Source organism: Embleya sp. NPDC001921 (genome assembly GCF_053594475.1).
Genome location: NZ_JBSFEO010000017.1, coordinates 94,654 through 111,723 on the forward strand (window position 1 = coordinate 94,654; position 17,070 = coordinate 111,723).

Sequence of the window (17,070 nt, forward strand, 5' to 3'; positions counted from 1 at the left end):
GGGTGGAGCGGATCGAACGGGTTCGCGCGGGTCGAACCTATCGGCGCGGCGGGGACGGTGCCGCGCGCGTTTCACCGATACGGGTGAGACCGCGGTCGGTCAGGCGGTGCTGACCGCGTGGCCCTTCGCGTCGACGACCTCGGCGACCTCGCCGACCGAGGGCGCGGTCGCGGCCTCGTCGGAGGGGTCCAGCCAGGGCAGGTCGTGCCCCATCCGGTCGCGCTTGGTGAGCAGGTAGCGCAGGTTGTCCGCGGTGGCGTGCACGGGCAGCGCGACCCGGCCGGTGATCTCCAGGCCGTAGCCCTCCAGGCCCGCGCGCTTGGCCGGGTTGTTGGTGAGCAGGCGCATCGAGCGCACGCCCAGGTCGACCAGGATCTGCGCGCCGGTGCCGTAGTCGCGGGCGTCGGCGGGCAGGCCCAGTTCCAGGTTGGCGTCCACCGTGTCGTGGCCGGCGTCCTGGAGTTGGTAGGCCTGGAGCTTGTGGATCAGCCCGATGCCGCGACCCTCGTGGCCGCGCATGTACAACACCACGCCCCGGCCCTCGGCGGTGACCCGCTCCAGCGCGGCCTCCAGTTGCGGGCCGCAGTCGCAGCGCAGCGAGCCGAACACGTCGCCGGTCAGGCACTCGGAGTGCACCCGCACCAGCACGTCCTCGCCGTCGCCGATGTCGCCGGCCACCAGCGCGATGTGCTCGACGCCGTCGGCGGTGCTGCGGTAGCCGATCGCCTGGAAGGTGCCGTGCGCGGTGGGCAGCCGGGTCTCCGCGGCCCGCTCGATGGTGCGCTCGGTGCGCCGCCGGTAGGCGATCAGGTCGGCGATGGTGACGATCTTGAGGCCGTGTTCGCGGGCGAAGGGGACCAGTTGCGGCAGCCGGGCCATCGTGCCGTCGTCGTTGACCACCTCGCAGATCACGCCCACGGGTGCCAGGCCGGCCAGTTCGGCCAGGTCCACGGCCGCCTCGGTGTGCCCGGGGCGCACCAGCACGCCGCCCTCGACCGCGCGCAGCGGGAAGATGTGGCCGGGCCGGGTCAGCTCGCCGGCCACCGTGTCCGGGTCGGCCAACAGGCGCACGGTGTGCGTGCGGTCGGCCGCCGAGATGCCGGTGTCCACGCCGTCCTTGGCGTCCACCGAGACCGAGTACGCGGTGCCCTTGCGGTCCTCGTTGACGGCGGTCATCGGCGGCAGCTTGAGCCGGTCCAGGTCGGCGCCGCGCATCGGCACGCAGACCACGCCCGAGGAGTAGCGGATCATGAACGCCATCAGCGCCTGGGTGGCCAGTTCGCCGGCGAAGATCAGGTCGCCCTCGTTCTCGCGGTCCTCGTCGTCCACGACCACGATCGCCTCGCCGGCGGCCATCGCCTTGATCGCGTCCTCGATCGAGTCGAGCACCAGTTCCTCCGATGCGGCTTCCGGCGCCGCCTTCTGCGCCGGCACCTCGATGTCGGTGGTTTCGCTGCTGGTCTTCACGCCGTTGCCCCTTCCAGGTGCCGGTCTGCCACACGGGCAGCCCCGTTGTCCCGGTACCGCCGGGAGCGGTTCCACCAGTCGACGAGTCCGGCGACGCACATCACGAAGAAGACGCCGTAGACCAGTCCGCTGAACACCAGGCCGTGCTGCACGGCGAGCGGCACGCCCACCATGTCCACGGCGATCCACACCAGCCAGAACTCGAACAGGCCGCGGGCCTGGGCGAGCATCGCCACCACCGAGCCGACGAAGATGTACGCGTCCGGCCACGGCGCCCACGAGATGCCCGTGCGCTCGAGCAGCAGCGCGAAGCCGACGGTGCCGGCCGCCATCACCGCGACCAGCGCGATGCGCTCGTGGGTGGTCCCGAAGCGGATCTGCACCTCGCCGGTGTCGCGCCGGCCGCGGGCCCAGCGCCACCAGCCGTAGCCGGCCGCGAGGATGATGACGACGTTGCGCATCGCGCTGCCGCCCAGGTGCACCGAGGTGTTGGCGGCGATCAGCAGTGCCGCGCCGAGGATCTGCACCGGCCACGCCCACAGGTTGCGGCGCAGCGCGAGCCCCACGGTGGCCAGCGACGCGATCTGCCCGAGCAGGTCGGACCAGGGCACCGGCTTGTCGGCGACGGTGAACGCGGCGTCGTTGAGCCAGCCGATCACGATGTCCCCCCGTGTGTGCCCAGCCGTTCGACGTACTTGGCGATGATGTCGACCTCGAGGTTGACCGGGTCGCCGACGGTCTTGACGCCCAGCGTGGTCAGCGCGAGCGTGGTCGGGATCAGGCTGACGGTGAAGCTCGCGTCGTGCGCCTGTACGACGGTGAGGCTGATGCCGTCCACGGTGATCGAGCCCTTGTCCACCACGTAGCGGGCCAGGTGCGCGGGCAGCGCGATCTCCACCACCTCCCACTCCTCGCCGGGCGTGCGGGCGAGGATCTCGCCGGTGCCGTCGACGTGGCCCTGCACGAGGTGGCCGCCGAGCCGTCCGCCGAGCACCATGGGGCGCTCCAGGTTGACCCGCGCGCCGGTGGTGAGCGCGCCCAGGCTCGACTTGTCCAGCGTCTCCTGCATCACGTCCGCGGTGAAGGTGGCCTCGACCGGGTCGACCTTGTCGTCCACGACGGTCAGACACACCCCGTTGACGGCGATCGAGTCGCCGTGCCGGGCACCGGTGGTGACGACGGGGCCGCGGATGGTGATCCGGGCCGAGTCGGTCAGCCGCTCGATGGCCACGATCTCGCCGAGTTCCTCAACGATTCCGGTGAACATGCGTCAGGACTCCTTCGTTCGGCCGGCGGATTCCGGCCGGGGGCGGGCGGTGATGCGGATGTCGGTGCCAAGGCGCGCGACGTCGTCGACGTCCAGTCGCAACACCTCGGAGATGGTGGCGATTCCGGCCGGTCCCAGGGCGGCGGGTCCGGCGCCGAGCAGGGCGGGGGCGAGGTAGCCCACGACGGTGTCGATCAGGCCGGCCGCGGCGAACGCGCCGGCCAGGGTCGGACCGCCTTCGAGCAGCACGGCGCGTACGTCGCGCGCGTACAGCTCCTTCAGCAACGCGGGCAGGTCCAGGCCGGCGTCGGCGCGCGGCACGCGCAGTACGGCGGCCTGGGGCAGGTGGGCGGCGTCCGCGTCGGGGCCGACCGCGATCAGGGTGGGCGCCGCGTCGTCCAGGACCCGGGCGTTCGCCGGGGTGCGGGCGTGCGTGTCCACGATCACCCGCAGCGGCTGCCGGACGTCGGGGATCTCGCGTGCGGCCAGGTGCGGGTCGTCGGCGAGCAGGGTGCCGGAGCCGGCCAGCACCGCGTCCACGCTCGCGCGCAGGAGGTGCGCGTCGGCGCGGGAGGCGGCGCCGGTGATCCAGCGGCTGCTGCCGTCGGCGGCGGCGCTGCGGCCGTCCAGGGTGGCGGCGTATTTCCAGGTGACGTGCGGACGGCCCAGGCGGGTCGCGGTCAGCCAGGCCCGGTTGCCCGCCTCGGCCTCGTCGGCCAGCAGGCCGCCCTCGGCGTCGACGCCCGCCGCGCGCAGCACCGCGCCGCCGCCGGCCGCGGCCGGGTTGGGGTCGGCGACCGCGTAGCGCACCCGGCGGATGCCGGCGTCGATCAGGGCCTGGGTGCACGGGCCGGTGCGGCCGGTGTGCGAGCAGGGTTCGAGGGTGACCAGGGCGGTGCCGCCGCGGGCCGCGGATCCCGCCGCGCGCAGTGCCTCGACCTCGGCGTGCGGGGCGCCGGCGCGGGTGTGGAAGCCCTCGCCGACCACGGTGCCGTCGACGCCGAGCACGACGCAGCCGACCACGGGATTGGGGCTGGTGTGCCCCAGGGCGCGGCTCGCCAGCGAGATGGCGCGGCGCATCGCGGCGGTCTCGTCGACCGGCGGGGTGGTGTTGCCCTGCACCTCGTGCCTCCTCGCGTTTCGACGCGGGGCACCGGGGTGTTTTCGGGCAGAACGGCACGACGAAGTGACGTGCGGGGATGACGGCGCACCGAGGGTACGCGAACATGCCGCAGTCGCTCGCCGCGCGCTGCCTCCCATCCGGACTTTGACCGTCGGTACCGGAATTCCACCGGTTCAGCCGGCCGTCGCTCCACTGATGCGGGGCGTCGACCGGGTCGCGGACTGTAACCGCCGGTTCGGATTTTCACCGACCCCGGAGCGCGCGTACGTGACTTTCGTACACCTCGAAGTGTGCCACGACGGCCGACAACGTTGACCTTGGGCAACCTGTGCCGTCCGTCACGGTGCGTTCGTATACCGGAACACGACTGCGGCGTGGATGATCTGACGTGTCGTCAGCTCGGTGGCCGAAGGCGGTGCCGAAGGACTGTGGCGGCGATGAGATTCTGTGCGCATGACCGTGCAGATCAATCCGAGCATCCTGTCCGCCGACTTCGCCCGCCTCGCCGACGAGGTCGCGCAGGTGCGCAACGCCGACTGGCTCCACGTGGATGTCATGGACAACCACTTCGTCCCGAACCTGACCATCGGCCTGCCCGTGGTCGAGAGCCTGATCAAGGCCACCGACACGCCCATCGACATGCACCTGATGATCGAGGACCCGGACCGCTGGGCGCCCGCCTACGCGGAGGCCGGCGCGGGCAGCGTGACCTTCCACGTCGAGGCCGCGACCGCCCCGGTCAAGCTCGCCCGGGACCTGCGGGCCAAGGGCGCGCGGGCGTCGATGGCGCTGCGCCCGGCCACGCCGATCGAGCCGTACGAGGACCTGCTGCCGGAGCTGGACATGCTCCTGGTGATGACGGTCGAGCCGGGTTTCGGCGGGCAGAGCTTCCTGGACATCATGCTGCCGAAGATCCGCCGGACGAGGCAGTTGATCGCCAAGCACGGCCTGCAGATGTGGCTGCAGGTGGACGGCGGGGTGTCCGCGAAGACGATCGAGATGTGCGCTGAGGCCGGCGCGGACGTGTTCGTGGCGGGGTCGGCGGTGTTCGACGGGCGTGATCCGGGGGCGGCGGTGGACCGGCTGCGGGCGCTGGCCACCGGGGCCGCGCAGCGCTGCGCTCACTAGGCGGACGTGTCGCGCCCACCCGCCGGCCGTTGCGCTGCGTGAACAGGCGGCGGGATTCGGGTTCGGGGCGCGGCACTCGGAGCCTCGCGGGCTTCGTCACAAAGAGTGAAGGTCGGGCCTCTCGTCGTCCTCGCCGGGGCGGGAGGCCCCTTTCAGTGTTTCGCCGACCAACCGGTGTTTCGCCGACCAACCGGTCCAGAAGTCGCTCTCGTGATCGGGGTGGAGGCGGCGGGTTCGGCCTCGATGTAGGCGGCCGGGTCGTCGAGTTCGGAATCGGTGAGCTCGTGCAGGATCGAGCGGCCGGTGCGGGCGCGCAGGTCCGCGGCGACCTCGCGGGCGCCGGCCGGGTGGACCGGTTCGCGCATCAGGTCCGCCCACTCCGCACCGGGGGTGCGTCGGGCGTAGGTGAGGCGGTTGGCGTCGCTGTGGAAGTCGATGGGCATGGTCGCGCTCCCGGCGGTGCGAGGAAGAAGCAGGTATCTTGATGTCAAGATACTTTGGGGTGGGCGGGCCGCTCAAGGTCTCCCGCGCCGCGCGGCGGCGTCAGGCGGGCGCGCGGCGGCGCTGCCAGGCCAGGTAGGCGCCGGTGCACACGGTGACGCCGGCCATCGCGGCGATGTGCTCGCGGCCGGCCAGGTTCGGCTTGACCACGACCTCGGCGATCATCAGGATCCACGCGCCGGCGAACAGGATCGGCGCGCGGCGCACCATCGCGATGCACACCACCAGGCCCACCACCGCGGCCGAGGGGCCGGTGTCCAGGACGTCGCCGTGCCGGGCGTCGATGCCCAACAGGTGGTCCGGGCCGAGCGCGATCATCACCCGAGCGGTCAGCGTGCCGCACAGGGTGGCCAGGTACGCGATCGCCAGCGTGCGCCGCGCGCCCAGGTCGAGTTCGGCCAGTCCGAACAGGATCAGCACCTGGATCAGGGCGCCCCACACCGGCAGGTCCGGCGCCGGGACGAACAGCGACACGGGGGTGCGCAGCAGCGCGAGCGGCAGCGGGATGCCCGCGCTCACGCCGCCGAGTACACGCGCCACGTCGCCGCCCCACGCGGTACGCCAGGCGAGCCAGAAGCCGAGGGTCAGCAGCACCGTGCAGCAGGTGAGCGGGATCGCCCACACGCCGTGCGCGCGCAACTCGCGCGCCGGGACGGAGGTGAGCCTGTCCCACTCGCCGCGGACCGCTCCCCCGGTGCGGGCGAGCAGGCCGGGGCGCGGGGTGCTGGGGGCGAGCGTGGACATGGGTACGGCGGCTCCTGCGGTGGCGGCTGCCGGTCGCCCTCGGACTTCCTGGGATTTCCTGGGACTCGAGGGACGACCGGTGCGGCCGAGCCGAAAGTGATGACCGCCTTCGCCGTTATGCCCCACTTGTACCGAATTCAGGCACGTGCCACCCGTCCGTACGGGTGATCGTGTGACACGTGTGGGTGAACGGGCACCCACGCGGGTGGCGGCCTGGGCGTCGCGCTCACCCGGGCGTCGCGGTCACCGCGGTCACCCGGTCACCGCGGTCACCCGGGCGTCGCGGTCACCCGGGCGTCGCGCCTGCCCGAAGCCGCCTGCGCCGAAGCGCCGGTCGGCCCGGGCCGTCGAGTGCTCAGCCCGTGCGGCGCAGCAGGGCCAGGTACATCGCGTCGGTGCCGTGCAGGTGCGGCCACAGTTGTACGTCCGGGCCGGTGCCCAGGTGCGGCACGCCCGGGAACAGCGGCCGGGCGTCGATCAGCTCGGCCTCGCCCGCGCGCAGGATGTCGTCCACCACCACGCGCGTCTCCGCCGGATGCGGTGAGCAGGTGACGTACGCGATCGCCCCGCCGGGGCGTGCCGCGGCCACCGCGCCGCGCAGCAACGCGCGCTGGAGCTCGCCCAGTTCGGGGATGTCCTCGGGCTTGCGGCGCCAGCGCGACTCGGGCCGGCGGCGCAGCGCGCCCAGGCCGCTGCACGGCACGTCGGCGATCACCCGGTCGAAGCTCCCGGGCTGCCAGGCCGGCCGGGTGCCGTCGGCGGTGATCACCTGATGGTGGGTCAGGTGGCCGATCGCGTTGCGCACCAGTCGGGCGCGGTGGTGTCGGCGCTCGACCGCCAGCAGCGACACCTCGCGCCCGGTGGCGATCGCCGCGAGCAGGCCGGCCTTGCCGCCGGGGCCCGCGCACAGGTCCAGCCAGCGGCTCTCCGCGCCCTCGACCTCCGCGTTGGCCAGCGCGGCGGCGACCAGTTGGCTGCCCTCGTCCTGGACCGCGGCGCGGCCGTCCCGGATCGCCTTGATGCCGGCCGGGTCGCCCTCGGGGAGGGTGGCCGCGTACGGCGACCAGCGCCCGGGGGTGGCGCCGGCCTCGTAGAGTTCGGCGAGTTCGACCCGGCCCGGGCGGGCGACCAGGGAGATCACCGGGGCGATGTTGTCGGCGGCCAGCAGCGCCTCCATCGCGGCGCGGTCGTGCGGGTTGCCGCGCGCGCCCAGGGCGTCCCACAGCGCCTGCACGATCCAGCGCGGATGCGAGTGCAGGACCGCGAGGTGGCCCTCGGGGTCCTCGTCGTAGGGCGGCGCGATCTGCCGCAGCCAGGTGTCCAGGTCCTGCTTGGACACCCGGCGCAGGATCGCGTTGACGAACTTGGCGCGGCCGTCGCCGAGGACCGCGCGGGCCAGTTCCACGGTCGCCGAGACGGCGGCGTGCACGGGGGTGCGCATGCTCAGCAGTTGGTGCACGCCGAGCGCGAGCACGTCCAGCACCGGCGGGTCGATCTCCTTGATCGGCCGGTCCGTGCAGGCCGCCACGATCTGGTCGTAGGTGCCCTGGCGGCGCAGCGTGCCGTGCACGAGTTCGGTCGCGAAGGCGGCGTCGCGCGGGATGATCCTGCGTTCGCGCAGCAGCGCGGGCAGCACCAGGTTGGCGTACGCGTCGCGTTCGCCGACCGCGTGCAGGACGTCGTAGGCGGCCAGGCGCGCGGCGTCGGGACGCGGGCGGCGGTAGGGGCGTGCGGCGGGGGCGTTGGTCACGGTGCTCAGTTCGTGCCGAGGGTTTCACCGGACTCGGGGTGTGCGCCCCGGGCCCAGTCGGTGGCGGCCATCATGCGTTTGCCCTGGGGCTGGACCTGGGTGAGTTCGATCGCGTGGCTGCCGGTACCCACGCGCACCACCTTCTTCTCCACCGCGATCTCGCCGGGAGCCAGCGCGTTGTCACCGCCGCGCGGACGCACCGGGGCGAGCTTGAGGCGCTCGCCGCGGAAGGTGGTCCAGGCACCGGGGGCGGGCGTACAGCCGCGCACCACGCGGTCCACCCGCAGGGCGGGCGCGGTGAAGTCCACGCGCGCGTCCTCGACGGTCAGCTTGGGCGCGAGGGTGACGCCGTGCGGCGGTTGCGGGCGCGCCTCCAGGCTGCCGTCGGCGATGCCGTCCATGGTCGCCACCAGCAGCCGCGCGCCGGAGCGGGACAGCCGCTCGAGCAGGTCGCCGCTGGTGTCGGTGGGGCGGATCTCGTCGGTGACGGTGCCGTAGACGGGGCCCGAGTCCAGGCCCTGCTCGATTTCGAAGGTGCACGCGCCGGTGATGTCGTCGCCGGCGAGCACCGCGTGCTGCACGGGCGCCGCGCCGCGCCACGCGGGCAGCAGCGAGAAGTGCAGGTTGACCCAGCCCCGCGCGGGGATGTCCAGCGCGGCCTTGGGCAGCAGCGCGCCGTAGGCGACCACGGGGCAGCAGTCGGGGGCGATCTCGGCGAGCCGGGCCAGGAAGTCCGGGTCGCGCGGCTTGGTCGGGCGCAGGATCTCGATCCCGTCCCGGGCTGCGCGCTCGGCCACCGGGCTGGCGACGAGCTTGCGGCCTCGGCCGGCGGGTGCGTCGGGTCGGGTGACGACGGCGACCACCTCGTGCCGGGATTCCAGCAGGGCTTCGAGTGCGGGTACGGCGACCTCGGGGGTGCCGGCGAAGACTAGGCGCATGGGGGTTTAGAGGGCCTTCCCGAAGGTGCCGTGGGGGGAGAACTTGACCTGCGGCGGCGCCTGCCCGGCCCACTGGGCCTCGCGCAGCGCGCGCAGCGCGGCCTTGCGCTGCTCGCGGTCGAGCCGGTCGATGAACAGGATGCCGTCGAGGTGGTCCGTCTCGTGCTGGATGCACCGCGAGAGCAGTTGGGTGCCTTCGATGGTGACGGGGTCGCCGTGCATGTTGAAGCCCTTGGCGACCACGCCGTACGCGCGCTTGGTGTCGTAGCGCAGGCCCGGCAGCGACAGGCAGCCCTCGGGGCCGTCCTGTTCGTCGTCGGACAGGTCCAGGTCCGGGTTGATCAGGTGGCCCACCTCGCCGTCCACCTGGTAGGTGAACACCCGCAGGGCGACGCCGATCTGGGGTGCGGCCAGGCCGGTGCCGGGCGCGTCGCGCATCGTGTCGGTGAGGTCGGCGACCAGGCGCCGCAGTTCCTTGTCGAACACGGTGACCGGGTCGGCCTTGCTCCGCAGGACGGGGTCGCCGAACAGACGAATCGGCTGGACTGCCACGGGTGTGCTCCCCCATCGGTGGTCGGTCGTGGTGACGAAAGTCGCCGGCGCGCGGCGGCGTTCCGGCGCGGTGCGGCCGCGCGGTGGCGCCGGTCGATCGAAACCGGAGAGCGGCAAGTCTACTGAGCACCCGGGCCGCGGCCGGCGCACACACCGCGGCATGGGGCGGGGGCGCGGGGGGTGGGGCCTCGCGGGTGGGGTTCGGGTGGGTTCGAGTGGGGTCGGCGCGGGATGCGGGGCGGGATGCGGCGTCGGAGTCGGCGCGGGAGTCGGGGCGGAGGCAACCTCGGTGGGCGAGGCGGACACTCTCGGGGTGTGACGACGGATCAGGTGCAGGAGGACGGGGATCACGTGGTGTGGTCCCGGGTCCGGACGGGGGATCGCGATGCGTTCGCGGTGGTGTTCGACCGGCACGCGGGGGCGGTGTATGGGCATGTGCTGCGCCGGATCGGGGACGGCGGCGAGGCCGAGGACCTGACGTCGGCGGTGTTCCTGACCGCCTGGCGCCGCCGCGCGGAAGTGACGTTCGACCGGGACAGCGCGCTGCCGTGGCTGCTGGGTACGGCCAATCGCACGCTCGCGAACCGGCGGCGCGCGCTCAAGCGCTATCGGGCGCTGGCGGCGCGCGTACCGCTGCCGCGGGATGTCCCCGACCACGCGGACGAGGTGGCCCGGCGGATCGACGAGGAACGCGCGGCGCAGGCGCTGCGGCGCTCGGTGGCGCGGCTGCCCCGGCACGAGCGCGACGTCGTGGAGTTGTGCGTCTGGGGCGGCCTGGACCAGCAGGCGGCCGCGACCGCGCTCGGCGTCGCGCTGGGCACGGTCAAGGCGCGCATGCACCGGGCGCGGAAACGATTGGGCGGCCTGTTGGCCGAAGAGGGCGTGCACGCGGGCACGTACCGAGGCATCGAGGAGGCACGATGAGCCCGTACAACCAGGACCGACTGCCGGGGCACGAGCGGCGCAGGCGCGAACTGCTCGCGATTCTCGACACCGGGGAAACGTCCCGCGCCCGGGCCCTGACGCCGGGCATCGCCGCGGGCGCGGTGCTCGCGGTGTGCGCGGCCGGGATCCTGGTCGCGCAGCCGTGGCAGGGCCCGCGGGATCTGGCGCCGGCCGGCCCGGTGGCCGGGCAGGACCCGACCCGGGGGGTGCCCCAGGACGCGGCGAAGCCCGGCGATCCGGTGCCGTGGGACGTGGCGACCCGCACGCTGACCGCGTGTCTGGAGCTCGGCCGTCGGACCGCCGTTCCGCCCCCGCCGCCGACCGGATTCGACGCGGGAGGTCCGACGATGTCGCCGCCGGGATCGAGCGCGCCCGGGTCCGCCCCGCCGAGCGACGGCCACACCCTGCCGCCCGGCACTCCGTTGAATGCCGCTGACATGCCCATGCGCACGCCGGGAGACGGGACGGGCCCGAACGGGCTGCCGGCCCAGCCGCCCCCCACGGCCGTGTCGTGGACCCCGACCGGGTGGATCGTGCCGCCCACATCGACGCCGCGCCCGACCGGGATCACCACCGCGCCCGACCGGAGGGTGTGGAAGGTGCGCGAGCCGGACGCGGCGTTCCGGCCGTACTTCACCGCGTGGGAGCACGACGCGTCCGGCGGGCTGCGCCCGTTCGTGCTGGGCAAGGCCGACAAGCCCGATCTGGTGGTGTGCCACGGCGAGAAGTCCCCGCCGGAGCTGCCGGCGCCGACGGCCGCCGACGGCGTCCTCGCGGGGGCGTTCGAGGTGCGCCGGACCCTGGCCATGATGCTGCCCGGGGCGCAACCCCTCCCCCTGGACCCGGCCGCGGCCGAGCCGCTTCCGATGGTGGCCCCGACCCCGACCACGTGGTGGGGCCGCACCACCGGCGCGGTGGCGCGGGTCGTGGTCGAGCTGCCCGACGGGCGGACGGTGGGCGCGGTGGTACGCAACGGCGTGTGGTTCGCGGCCGTACCGGGCAACGACGTCGCGCCGGCCCGGATCCGGGCCTACGACGCGGCCGGCGCGCTGCTGCACGAGCGCGTGGCGGACGCGGAATCCCTGCGCTGCGCACAGGCCCCGACGACGAAGTCCTGCGGGAGCCGAACCCACTGGGGGTGAGTGTCGGCGGGGAAGGACGGCCGTCCGGCGGAACGGCCGGGCGGTTCACGGGCCGGCGGTTCACGGGCCGGCGGTTCACGGGCCGGCGTGCGTGATGGGGCGCATACGGCCTGGCGCGCACCGGTCGGCTCGGTGCGGCGGCAGGCGCTCAGCCGATGTCGGGTGGGTCGATTCTGATCTGCACCGGGTCGGGGGCGGCTCGGGCCAGGCGGAGGGTCTGGGCCGCCTTGAGGGCATGGGCCAGCTCCGCGCCTCGGCCCGGTTCGATGCGCAGCAGTACACGTTCGTGCCGGGGCGGCGCGGCGGGGGGCGCGGCCGGGCGGCGGCCCGGCGGCGGGGTGTCGCCGAACAGGGCGCGGGTGAGCTCGGCGCGGGTCCGCGCGGCACGCGGGTCGGGTTTGGCCGGCGCCGCCGGCGGCGGGGTGCGCGGCGCGGTCGGGGCGACCGGGACCGGGCCCAGCACGTCCGCCCCGTCCGGCAGCCGGAGCACCGCCAGGAAGTCGGCGATGCCCGCCGGCGGCCCGGTGACCGACGCCATCCGCGACACCGGCGGCAGGTTCAACTCGGCGCGCTCGACCAGTTCGGCCAGCGCGTACCCCTGCGGATCCCAGCGCACCAGCGCCTGCACCGGGCGCAGCGTGGACTCGGCGACCACCACCAGCGTGCCGCCCTCCCCCGCCGGCCGGACCAGGCTCGCCGCGTCCAGCCAGCGGCGCAGCGCCTCCTCGCCGGCGCGCAGGTCGGGCCGGGTGAGCAGGGCCCAGCCGTCCAGGAGCAACGCCGCCGCGTAGCCGCTCGGCGCGACCGGTTCGGCGCCGGGCGTGGCGATGATCAGCGCGGGCAGGTCCGGCACGGCGGTCAGGATCGCGTCCCGGCCCGAGGTACGCACCGGCACGGCGGGAAACGCGCGGCCCAACTCCTCCGCGGTCCGGCGCGCGCCGATCACACCGGCCCGGATGCGATCGCCGCCGCACACCCGACAACGCCAGGCCGGTGCCGGACGGGTACACCAGCCACAGGTCAACACGCCGTCTCCGGAGGGCAGTTCGAGCGGCCCCGAGCAGTGGACGCAGCGCGCGGGTTCGCGGCACCGTTGGCACGAGGTGCGGACCAGGTAGCCCCGGCGCGGGACCTGGACCAGGACCGGCCCGGTCCGCAACGCGTTGCGCGCCACCTCCCACGCCATGCTCGGCAGCCGCGCGGCCCGCGCGGCCTCGTCCCGGGCCAGGTCCAGATCGCTGCCGACGGTGCGCACGAGCGGGGCCGCGGCGCGCACCGCCGCCCGGTCCGCGTCCAGCGGCCGGGCCCACCCGGAGCGCACCAGTTGCGCGGCCTCGACGGTGGTGGCGTGCCCGCCGACGGTGAACGCGGCGTGCTCGCGCGCGGCGCGCATCGCCAGCACCTCGCGCACGTGCGGGTAGGGCGCGTTGAGGTCGGCGTGCGAGTCGTCGCCGTCGTTCCAGACCAGCGCCAGGCCCAGTTCCACCACCGGCGCGAACATCGCCGCCCGGGTGCCGACCACCGCGCGCACCGTCCCGCGGTTGACCGCCAGCCAGCGCCGGTAGCGCTCCTGCGGCCCCAGACCCGCGGTGAGCGCGACGTGCCTGCCCGGTCCCAGCAGCGCGGTCAGCGCCGCGTCCACGCGCTCCACCGACTTGGCGTCCGGGACCACCGCGAGCGCGCCTCGGCCGCCGGCCAGGGTCGCGGCCATCGCGCGGGCGATCTCGTCGGGCCAGTGCGGGCCGGGCAGCGCGGTCCACACCGTGCGCGGCGATGCGCCCGCCGCGAGCTCGGCCAGGTGCGCGGCGCCCGACGGGTAGCGCGTCCACGGCCCGGGGGGCGGCGGGGCGGGGCGGACCAGGGGCTCCCCGGACGGCTCCGCCTCGGCGCGCGCGTGCCGGGCGGGCAGCGCGATCTGGACCACGTCGGCGAGGGTGCCCGCGTACCGGTCCGCGACCGCGCGGGCCAGCTCGATCATCGGCGGCGCGAGCACGATCTCGGGCGAGGTGACACCGGCCAGCGGCGCCAGCGGCCCGCCGTACGTGCTGCGCTCGACCCGCTCGACGATCACGCCGTCGATCAGCCCGCCGCCCTGCCGCCGCCCGTCCACGACCTTGGCCCCGAACCGCACCCGCACCCGCACCCCGGGCTGGGCCACCTCGGCCAGCTTGGCCGGCACCGAGTAGTCGAACAGGCGGTCCAGGTGCACCAGGCCCTTGTCCACCAGGACCCGCGCCACCGGCAGGCGCTCGGCGGACGCCTTGGGCTTGGGCTTGCGCGCCCGCACGGCCCGGACCGCCCGCCGCGCCTGCTCGACCCCGAGCGTGAGCTGCTCGTCCTCCTCGTTGCCGCCCGCCTCCGGATCGTTCGTCGCCACACCAGGAATCTTGACAGACGGGTACGACGAACCCGCGCGGGTACCGGGCCGGCTCCCCGCGGGTACGCGAGGCGCCGGCGGGCCGCTGCCGCGCCCTCCCGGCGCGGGCCGCGCGCTCCTCCGTCGTCGGCTCGGGGCCTGCCGGCCTACTCCACCTCGACGCCGTGGGATTCGGCCACGCCCAGCAGGCCGTTGCGGAAGCCGTTGCCGGTCGGGGAGAAGGTCCAGGTGTCGTCGGTGCGGACGAAGGCGCCCAGGACCATCGCGGTCTCCCCCGGGCGGCGGGTGGGTACGGAGGTCTCGCCGATGCGGTGGCCGTCGGCCTGGTCCAGGCGGGTCAGCGTGGCCCCGCGCAGGCCGGCCAGGTCGCCGCCGGGGGCCTGTTCCTCGTCGACGGCGGCGGCCAGCACCAGCCGGTCGGCCCGCGCGGGCAGCAGGGCCAGGTCGACCAGGAAGGCCACCCCGTCGCCGATCCGGACCGCGCCGTCGGGGCTGGCCGGGTTGTTGAAGAAGACGAAGTGCTCGTCGCTGAGCACCCGCCCGCGCTGACACACGAACGCGCACGGGTCCAGCGGCGGCGCGTTGCCCGGCTGCCGGCCGAGCTGGACCAGGATCCGGCTGCCGGGCGCGGCGGGCGCGGCGCCCCCCGCGCCGGGACCCAGGCGGCCCCGCAGGCCGTGTTGCGCGAGCAGGCCCACCAGTTCCGGGCCGGTGACCAGGCCCAGCGGCTTGTTCCGGATGAACTCGTGGCTGCCGGGCCCGAATCCGGACGTGGTGACCAACAGGCCCTTGTTCGCGCCGTGGTGTTGCACCGTGCCGGCCAGGTCGCGCACGGCGGTCGGCGGGACGGTGTTGCGGTAGCGCTTGACCTGCACCACGATCTTGCCGCCGCGGATCGGGTCCGGATCCACCGCGACCACGTCGACCCCCTGGTCGCCGCTGCGCGCGGTGGTCTCGACCTGCATGCCCATGCGCTGGAACAACTGGGCGATCAGGTTCTCGAACTCGATCGGGTCCATCACGAACAGGTCCGGCTCGTCGTCGCCGGAGCCGGACCGCGCGGGGGCGGGGGTCGGGGCGGGCGCCGGCGTCGGCGCCGACGCGACGCTGTCCGCGAGCCGGCTCGGCTGTACCGGGGTGGGCCGGTCCGGGCGCGCGGACAACGTGCCGCGCATCGCCTCCAGGCACGCGAGCGCGTCCACCCGGTCCAGACTCACCTCCCGGAACTCCCGGGCCCGCGCGGTCACCGTGAGCAGGTACGTGCGCCCGTGTCGGCCGGTGGCCGGATTGACCGCCTGGACGAAGCCGTTGAGCACCACCGAGTCGAGGATGCCCTCGTGATCGGCGAAGAACAGCTCGGCCAGTATCCGGATCGCGCTCTGCGCGAGCACGTCGCGGTGGATCGCGCGTCGGTCGGTCGCGGTGCGCGCGACCTCCTTCTCCTGGTCGTCGGTCTTGACATAGCGCACCCGCGCGATGTGCGGCACCACATCGGTGGTGGGCAGTTCGTGATCGACCACGAGCTGGCGCGCGGCGGCGTCGAAGGCCACCGTCGAATGGTCGGAGAAGCCCTCGGGCCAGTCCGGCGACGCCAGCAGCACGCCCTCGAAGTAGTCCTCGATCGCCTCGGGATCACGCGCCGCCAGCCGCCGCACCAGGTCGTCGACCTGCTCGTTGCGCTGCGCGGCGAGCGCGCGCTGCCCGTTCGCCCAGTCCTGGAACTGCCGGTGGTAGTCGTTGTATCGCTGCTGCCGCTGGTACTCGGCCGCCTGCGCGGCCCGCAGGTCGTACTCGTACCGCGCCTGCGCCTGCGCGCGGTCCTGCTCGTAGCGCGACTGTGCGCCCGGCGCGAAACTTCCCAGGCCGGACGGCGCGGCCGGTTGGTAGCGCGCCGGGTCGGGCATCGGGATCGGTCGCGCGAGCTCACCCGGCTGGAACGGCGGGATCTCCACGGCGGCCCGCAGCCGTTCGATGCGGAAGCCGGGTTGGCTCAGGCGGGCCCGGAGCACACCCTGAAGCTCCGCCACCCGCTCCTCGATCTCGGCGGTCCGCCGGGCCACTTCGGCCTCGCGGGACTGCTGATACGCGCGCTGCGCCTCGCGGTCGGCCCGTGCGGCGGCCTTCTGCGCCTCGCGCCGATTGCGTTCGTCGGCCCGCAGTTGTTGCTGTCGCGCGCGCAACTCGGCCTCGCGTTGCCGCTGTTGTTGCCGCTGCAGCTCGGCCCATGCCCCCAGCACGCCGGTGCTCCGCCGACTCGCCACGCTATCGCCCTTCCACCCTCACCCGTCCGCCCCCACGCTCGAAGACATCCTGCCGTGTCGGACCGACCGACGCGAAGGCGGTCGGTGGGTTCGGGCCGGTCGCACCGGCTGTCGGAACGGCTGTCGAAGCGCGGGGCGGCGCGCCGGCCCAAACGCCGCTCGGGCTCGGGTAAGCCGGGTCATTCGCAGGCGACTCCGTCACCGTCGCGGTCCAGGTGCGAGCCGAAGCCGGGATCGCCGCGGCGGATCGGCGCGGCCCCCGCGGCGCGGACGGCGGTGCAGTTCTTGTAGTAGACCGGTCCGCCACCGCCGGTGCTGCTGCCGTCGCTCGTGCTGCCGTTCGCACCGGAGCCGGCGGACGAGCCGGTGCCGGTCGAGCCGGTGCCGGAGGACCCGCCGACCGTGGAGCCGCCCGCCGCGGACCCTCCGTTGGAACCGCTTCCGCTCGCTCCGCCGCCCGAGGCGGTCGCGTTCGAGCCGCCGGGCACCGGCGCCGGAGCCGTGGTGAGCGGTCCCGTGGCCTTCGGCGACGGCGTACCGGGCGCCTTGGTGGTCGGCGGCGCCGAACTCGGCGGCGCGGACGTGGGCGGCGGCGTGCTCGCCGGCGCGGTACCGCTCGGCGACGACTTCGGCCGATCGGACTTCCCGCCGCCGTCCCCGTCGCATCCGGTCAGGGTCAACGCCAGGGTCAAGGTCAACGCGACGGTCCCCGGCAGCAGGACGGAAGCGGTTTTCGGCAGACGGCCGGCCGATATGCGCATGTGCGAGTTCCCCCCTCGATACGTGCCGTCCGGACTCTAGCCCCCTCGGGCCCGCCCGTTCCGGCGATCCCCGCATCGCGCACGGCCCGTGACGTTTCGGCGGAAATCTGGACC

General features: G+C 74.5%; 15 protein-coding genes and 1 riboswitch. Of the genes, 3 read left to right on the forward strand and 12 right to left on the reverse strand.

The features are described 5' to 3' along the window. Positions 1-99 precede the first annotated feature (99 nt). The 4 genes from ACWCPW_RS21070 to ribD are packed head-to-tail and all read right to left on the reverse strand — an operon-like array spanning position 100 to position 3,814. Entirely contained in the window at positions 100-1,434 is a 1,335-nt protein-coding gene (locus ACWCPW_RS21070; protein WP_449763202.1) for a bifunctional 3,4-dihydroxy-2-butanone-4-phosphate synthase/GTP cyclohydrolase II, read from the reverse strand. 29 nt (positions 1,435-1,463) lie between these two features. Next, positions 1,464-2,126, reverse strand: coding sequence for a nicotinamide mononucleotide transporter family protein (locus ACWCPW_RS21075; RefSeq protein WP_449763107.1), 663 nt, complete (start codon positions 2,124-2,126; stop codon positions 1,464-1,466). Then, positions 2,123-2,734, reverse strand: coding sequence for a riboflavin synthase (locus tag ACWCPW_RS21080; RefSeq protein WP_449763108.1), 612 nt, complete (start codon positions 2,732-2,734; stop codon positions 2,123-2,125). Before ACWCPW_RS21080 ends, ACWCPW_RS21075 begins: the two co-directional genes overlap by 4 nt. 3 nt (positions 2,735-2,737) lie before the next feature. Beyond that, positions 2,738-3,814 carry a bifunctional diaminohydroxyphosphoribosylaminopyrimidine deaminase/5-amino-6-(5-phosphoribosylamino)uracil reductase RibD gene (ribD, locus tag ACWCPW_RS21085; RefSeq protein ID WP_449763203.1) on the reverse strand — a complete coding sequence of 359 codons (1,077 nt, stop codon included), beginning with the start codon at positions 3,812-3,814 and terminating at the stop codon, positions 2,738-2,740. 162 nt (positions 3,815-3,976) lie between these two features. Continuing rightward, positions 3,977-4,122: riboswitch (FMN riboswitch) on the reverse strand. A gap of 188 nt (positions 4,123-4,310) precedes the next feature. On the opposite strand from ribD, the gene rpe reads away from it, so the two are divergent. Continuing rightward, positions 4,311-4,985 carry a ribulose-phosphate 3-epimerase gene (gene rpe, locus ACWCPW_RS21090; protein ID WP_449763109.1) on the forward strand — a complete coding sequence of 225 codons (675 nt, stop codon included), beginning with the start codon at positions 4,311-4,313 and terminating at the stop codon, positions 4,983-4,985. 152 nt (positions 4,986-5,137) lie between these two features. Here the strand turns inward: rpe and ACWCPW_RS21095 are convergent, their stop codons facing one another. From ACWCPW_RS21095 to def, 5 genes are all read right to left on the reverse strand, one after another. Further along, on the reverse strand, positions 5,138-5,428 hold the full coding sequence (locus ACWCPW_RS21095; protein WP_449763110.1) for a hypothetical protein: 291 nt from the start codon (positions 5,426-5,428) through the stop codon (positions 5,138-5,140). Positions 5,429-5,528: 100 nt separating this feature from the next. Next, positions 5,529-6,230, reverse strand: coding sequence for a hypothetical protein (locus tag ACWCPW_RS21100; protein WP_449763111.1), 702 nt, complete (start codon positions 6,228-6,230; stop codon positions 5,529-5,531). A 355-nt stretch (positions 6,231-6,585) separates the two neighbouring features. Further along, positions 6,586-7,980, reverse strand: coding sequence for an RsmB/NOP family class I SAM-dependent RNA methyltransferase (locus ACWCPW_RS21105; protein WP_449763112.1), 1,395 nt, complete (start codon positions 7,978-7,980; stop codon positions 6,586-6,588). A 5-nt stretch (positions 7,981-7,985) separates the two neighbouring features. Beyond that, complete coding sequence (gene fmt, locus ACWCPW_RS21110) at positions 7,986-8,918, reverse strand: methionyl-tRNA formyltransferase (protein ID WP_449763113.1); 933 nt, start codon at positions 8,916-8,918, stop codon at positions 7,986-7,988. Between the two features lie 6 nt (positions 8,919-8,924). Next, positions 8,925-9,470 carry a peptide deformylase gene (def, locus tag ACWCPW_RS21115; RefSeq protein WP_395865728.1) on the reverse strand — a complete coding sequence of 182 codons (546 nt, stop codon included), beginning with the start codon at positions 9,468-9,470 and terminating at the stop codon, positions 8,925-8,927. Positions 9,471-9,785: 315 nt separating this feature from the next. On the opposite strand from def, the gene ACWCPW_RS21120 reads away from it, so the two are divergent. Continuing rightward, complete coding sequence (locus ACWCPW_RS21120) at positions 9,786-10,394, forward strand: RNA polymerase sigma factor (protein ID WP_449763114.1); 609 nt, start codon at positions 9,786-9,788, stop codon at positions 10,392-10,394. Continuing rightward, positions 10,391-11,557: a hypothetical protein gene (locus ACWCPW_RS21125; RefSeq protein WP_449763115.1), complete on the forward strand. Its 1,167-nt coding sequence runs from the start codon at positions 10,391-10,393 to the stop codon at positions 11,555-11,557. The genes ACWCPW_RS21120 and ACWCPW_RS21125 overlap by 4 nt, the downstream gene beginning before the upstream one ends. 148 nt (positions 11,558-11,705) lie before the next feature. Here the strand turns inward: ACWCPW_RS21125 and ACWCPW_RS21130 are convergent, their stop codons facing one another. The 3 genes from ACWCPW_RS21130 to ACWCPW_RS21140 all read right to left on the reverse strand — a co-directional run bounded on the left by ACWCPW_RS21130 (position 11,706) and on the right by ACWCPW_RS21140 (position 16,956). Next, entirely contained in the window at positions 11,706-13,934 is a 2,229-nt protein-coding gene (locus ACWCPW_RS21130; protein ID WP_449763116.1) for a primosomal protein N', read from the reverse strand. A 146-nt stretch (positions 13,935-14,080) separates the two neighbouring features. Then, positions 14,081-16,195, reverse strand: a complete 2,115-nt coding sequence (locus ACWCPW_RS21135; protein WP_449763117.1) for a restriction endonuclease — start codon at positions 16,193-16,195, stop codon at positions 14,081-14,083. Positions 16,196-16,374: 179 nt separating this feature from the next. Then, positions 16,375-16,956: an excalibur calcium-binding domain-containing protein gene (locus ACWCPW_RS21140; RefSeq protein ID WP_449763118.1), complete on the reverse strand. Its 582-nt coding sequence runs from the start codon at positions 16,954-16,956 to the stop codon at positions 16,375-16,377. Between the last annotated feature and the right edge of the window lie 114 nt (positions 16,957-17,070).

Coding starts and splice junctions, on each gene's coding strand:
- ACWCPW_RS21080 (WP_449763108.1), bottom strand. CDS start 2,734: ATGTTCACCGGAATCGTTGAGGAACTCGGCGAGATCGTGGCCATCGAG.
- ribD (WP_449763203.1), bottom strand. CDS start 3,814: ATGCGCCGCGCCATCTCGCTGGCGAGCCGCGCCCTGGGGCACACCAGC.
- rpe (WP_449763109.1), top strand. CDS start 4,311: ATGACCGTGCAGATCAATCCGAGCATCCTGTCCGCCGACTTCGCCCGC.
- ACWCPW_RS21095 (WP_449763110.1), bottom strand. CDS start 5,428: ATGCCCATCGACTTCCACAGCGACGCCAACCGCCTCACCTACGCCCGA.
- ACWCPW_RS21100 (WP_449763111.1), bottom strand. CDS start 6,230: ATGTCCACGCTCGCCCCCAGCACCCCGCGCCCCGGCCTGCTCGCCCGC.
- fmt (WP_449763113.1), bottom strand. CDS start 8,918: ATGCGCCTAGTCTTCGCCGGCACCCCCGAGGTCGCCGTACCCGCACTC.
- ACWCPW_RS21125 (WP_449763115.1), top strand. CDS start 10,391: ATGAGCCCGTACAACCAGGACCGACTGCCGGGGCACGAGCGGCGCAGG.
- ACWCPW_RS21140 (WP_449763118.1), bottom strand. CDS start 16,956: ATGCGCATATCGGCCGGCCGTCTGCCGAAAACCGCTTCCGTCCTGCTG.